The organism is uncultured Sulfuricurvum sp., from assembly GCF_937936435.1.
Lineage (GTDB): Bacteria > Campylobacterota > Campylobacteria > Campylobacterales > Sulfurimonadaceae > Sulfuricurvum.
The window spans coordinates 1-3,070 of sequence record NZ_CALDDG010000081.1 but is presented as its reverse complement, the minus strand read 5'-3'; the positions used below and the strand labels follow the sequence as shown (position 1 = coordinate 3,070).

The following is a 3,070-nucleotide window of genomic DNA, read 5'->3' as shown; positions in this document are numbered from 1 at the left end:
AGAAACCGGAGATTTTTTTGATCGGGGTACGGCTGAGGATCAGAAGGCCGCTTTCGTATTTTCCCGCCGTGACCGTTGTCCCCGCGGCAATCATGACGTTATCGGCAATCTCTACGGGAGCTACGAGCTGTGTGTCGCTCCCGACAAAGACATTTTTTCCGATAATGGTCTGATACTTTTTAATCCCGTCGTAGTTACAGGTGATGGTTCCCGCTCCGATATTGGTGCCGGAATCGATAACGGCATCGCCCAGATAACTCAAATGGCCGGCTTTGACCTCTGTAAGAGTCGATTTTTTCACTTCGACGAAATTTCCGATATGGGTCCCGGTGATAATGCTTGAGGGACGGATGTGTGCCATCGGTCCGATATCGGAGTCACGGATAATACTCTCCTCGATTACACTGTGCGCTTTGATATGCGAATGTGCAATGAGGGTATTTCCGCAAAGGCGCGCACCGTTTTCGACGATACATTCTCCTTCGAATCTTACCCCCTCTTCGATATAGATCGTCTCAGGCAGATGCATAATTACCCCCGCATCCATCCAAAGGCGGCGGAGTCGATCCATCATAATCATTTCGGCTCCGGCGAGATCGTTTTTCGAATTGACCCCTTTGAATTCCACCTCTTCGACATACAGTGGAGCAATACTCAAAGCGTCATTGCGTGCCATCTCGATAACGTCGGTGAGGTAATACTCCCCTTGGGCGTTGGCGTTGGACAATCGAGGGATATAGGTTTGCAGTACGTGGTGTTTAAAGGCATAAACACCCGCATTGACGGTATTGATCGCTTTTTCGTGCTCCGAAGCGTCTTTTTCTTCGACAATTCTCAAAACGGAGTTGTTTTCGATGACGACGCGTCCGTATCCGCTCGGGTTGTCGAGCGAGATGACCGACATGACGATATCGGCGGGATTAGCAAGGAATTTTTCGATGGAAGAGCGCTTTATCAGCGGCATATCGCCGTTGAGGACAAGGACGTCATCGTATCTCGGTTTGACTCCCATCATCGCACCGCCCGTTCCCGGAAAGTTATCGGCATCTTGGGTAACAAACGTCAAGCCTGTGAAATGTTTTTCCATTGCAGCGGTGACGGCCTCTTTTTGATGCGCAACTACGACAATAACGTCATCGCTAATCTCTCGTGCGGCCTTGATACTGTAGTAAAGCATCTCGCGCCCGCAGATTTCATGAAGCACTTTCGCCTTGGGCGATTTCATACGGCTCCCTTTTCCGGCGGCAAGGATAACGATAGAAAGGCTCATAAAATCTCCTGAGGAATAATTGTCGTAATCTTAGCAAAATTCCATTAATTTAATCGAGATACCCGTTGAACTTGTGGTATCATAAGCACTTTAAATAGCCTAGATAGATTTCAAGGGATGTGAATGGACTTAGGTACGGTTATCGGATTAGTCTTGGTTCTTGGTTTGCTGGTTTCGGCAATGGCAATGGGTGTCGGTATCGGTCCTTATATCGATATTCCATCTGTTTTGATCGTTGTCGGGGGTTCCATCGGTGCGTTGTTAATCGCATTTAAGATGGAGCAAATGAAAATTTTCGTCAAAATTTTCATGATCGCAATCAAGCCGACTATCGATAACAAACCCGAAATCATCCAAAAACTGGTAAATTATGCGACTCAGGCACGTCGCGACGGTATTTTGGCGCTCGAAGCGGTTGCAAATGCCGAAGAGAACAAGTTTTTGAAAAAAGGGCTTTCGATGGCGGTCGACGGGAATGAACCCGATACGATCCGTGCACTGCTGGAAATCGAGATGGAACAAACGAGTGCCCGCCATGCCGGGAATGCCGCTATTTTCAGTACATGGTCGGGACTCGCGGGTGCGATGGGGATGATCGGTACTCTGATCGGTCTGGTCGCGATGCTTTTGAACATGGCAGACCCTAGTGCGATCGGTCCTTCAATGGCGGTTGCGTTGTTGACGACTTTATACGGTGCGATGATCGGTAATATTTTCGGTGGTCCGATAGCGAATATTTTAAATATCCGAAATGCGGATGAGGATTTGACCAAACAGCTTATTTTGGAAGGGATTATGTCGATTCAAGCCGGAGACAATCCCCGTACGTTGGAAGCAAAGCTTCTCTCATATCTCCCCCCTGCTGAACGGGTTAGTCAGTTTGATTCTTAATGGACGGATGCTAAATGGGTAAAAAATGTCCTGATTGTCCCGAATGTATGCCGGAATGGCTTGCGGCATTCGGGGACTTGATGTCCTTGTTGCTGTGTTTCTTCGTTTTGCTTCTTTCGATGTCGTCTATGGATGCCAAAAAAGTCTCCGAAGCGATCGGTTCTCTCGCCGGAGCCATGAGCGTATTGGAGGGGGGATCGAAAACGGAAATCTCTAAGCAGCGCATTCAAGAATCGACGCCGATTGAAACCCAAAGCGAATCCAGTGAAATGGTGAACCGTATCACCGAAGCGATTAGCGAAAGCAACGAGATGCGCGAAAAAGGGAAAGGCCCCTCCGTCAGCCTTGAAGAGTCTCAGGACGGTTTTGTAATTCAGCTTCCCGCATCGTTACTCTTTAAAGAGGGAAGTGCGAAAATCGAAAACGAAGACGCGCTGCTCTTTTTGAAACGGATCGCTTTGATCGTCGGGGAATTGCCCAATGACGTCGAAGTGAGCGTTCGCGGACATACCGACGATACTTCTCCGGGGCGCAACAGTCCGTATCGGGACAACTGGGAACTCTCAACCGCCCGTGCGATTGCGGTGTTGGAAGAGTTGATGATCGACGGGATAATGCCGGAGCGTCTTCATGCGGCAGGTTTTTCACAGTACCGCCCGATTGCCAGCAATGCGACTCCTGAAGGGCGGGAAAAGAACCGTCGGGTAGAGCTCCATTTCTTCGGTACCAAGTCGGCGAAGAAAACAGCCGTCGAGAAAACGGTTTTAGACCAGCCTGCCGATACGGGTGCCGCAGCAGAGGCCGCTCCGGCCGCTGCGAATGGGAACGTCGGTGAAGCACCCGCATTAGATACTCCGGCACAAGCGCAATAATGCGGCGAATATTTTTCTTTTTATTATTGCTCGTTCC

At 49.4% G+C, this 3,070-nt stretch carries 3 protein-coding genes; 2 read left to right on the top strand and 1 reads right to left on the bottom strand.

The genetic code is table 11. The features are described 5' to 3' along the window. Window positions 1-1,270: bifunctional UDP-N-acetylglucosamine diphosphorylase/glucosamine-1-phosphate N-acetyltransferase GlmU (glmU, locus tag Q0389_RS08505; RefSeq protein ID WP_298693482.1), on the bottom strand; the 1,270-nt coding region annotated here is incomplete at its 3' end. A gap of 123 nt (window positions 1,271-1,393) precedes the next feature. On the opposite strand from glmU, the gene Q0389_RS08500 reads away from it, so the two are divergent. Then, complete coding sequence (locus Q0389_RS08500; RefSeq protein ID WP_298693481.1) at window positions 1,394-2,161, top strand: MotA/TolQ/ExbB proton channel family protein; 768 nt, start codon at window positions 1,394-1,396, stop codon at window positions 2,159-2,161. Between the two features lie 14 nt (window positions 2,162-2,175). Further along, the gene (locus Q0389_RS08495) at window positions 2,176-3,033 is read left to right on the top strand and encodes a flagellar motor protein MotB (RefSeq protein ID WP_298693480.1); all 858 of its coding nucleotides are present in this window, start codon (window positions 2,176-2,178) and stop codon (window positions 3,031-3,033) included. Window positions 3,034-3,070: the final 37 nt, after the last annotated feature.

What these genes read in the sequence shown, in the direction of transcription:
- Q0389_RS08500 (WP_298693481.1), top strand. Translation starts at nt 1,394, where the DNA reads ATGGACTTAGGTACGGTTATCGGATTAGTCTTGGTTCTTGGTTTGCTG.
- Q0389_RS08495 (WP_298693480.1), top strand. Translation starts at nt 2,176, where the DNA reads ATGGGTAAAAAATGTCCTGATTGTCCCGAATGTATGCCGGAATGGCTT.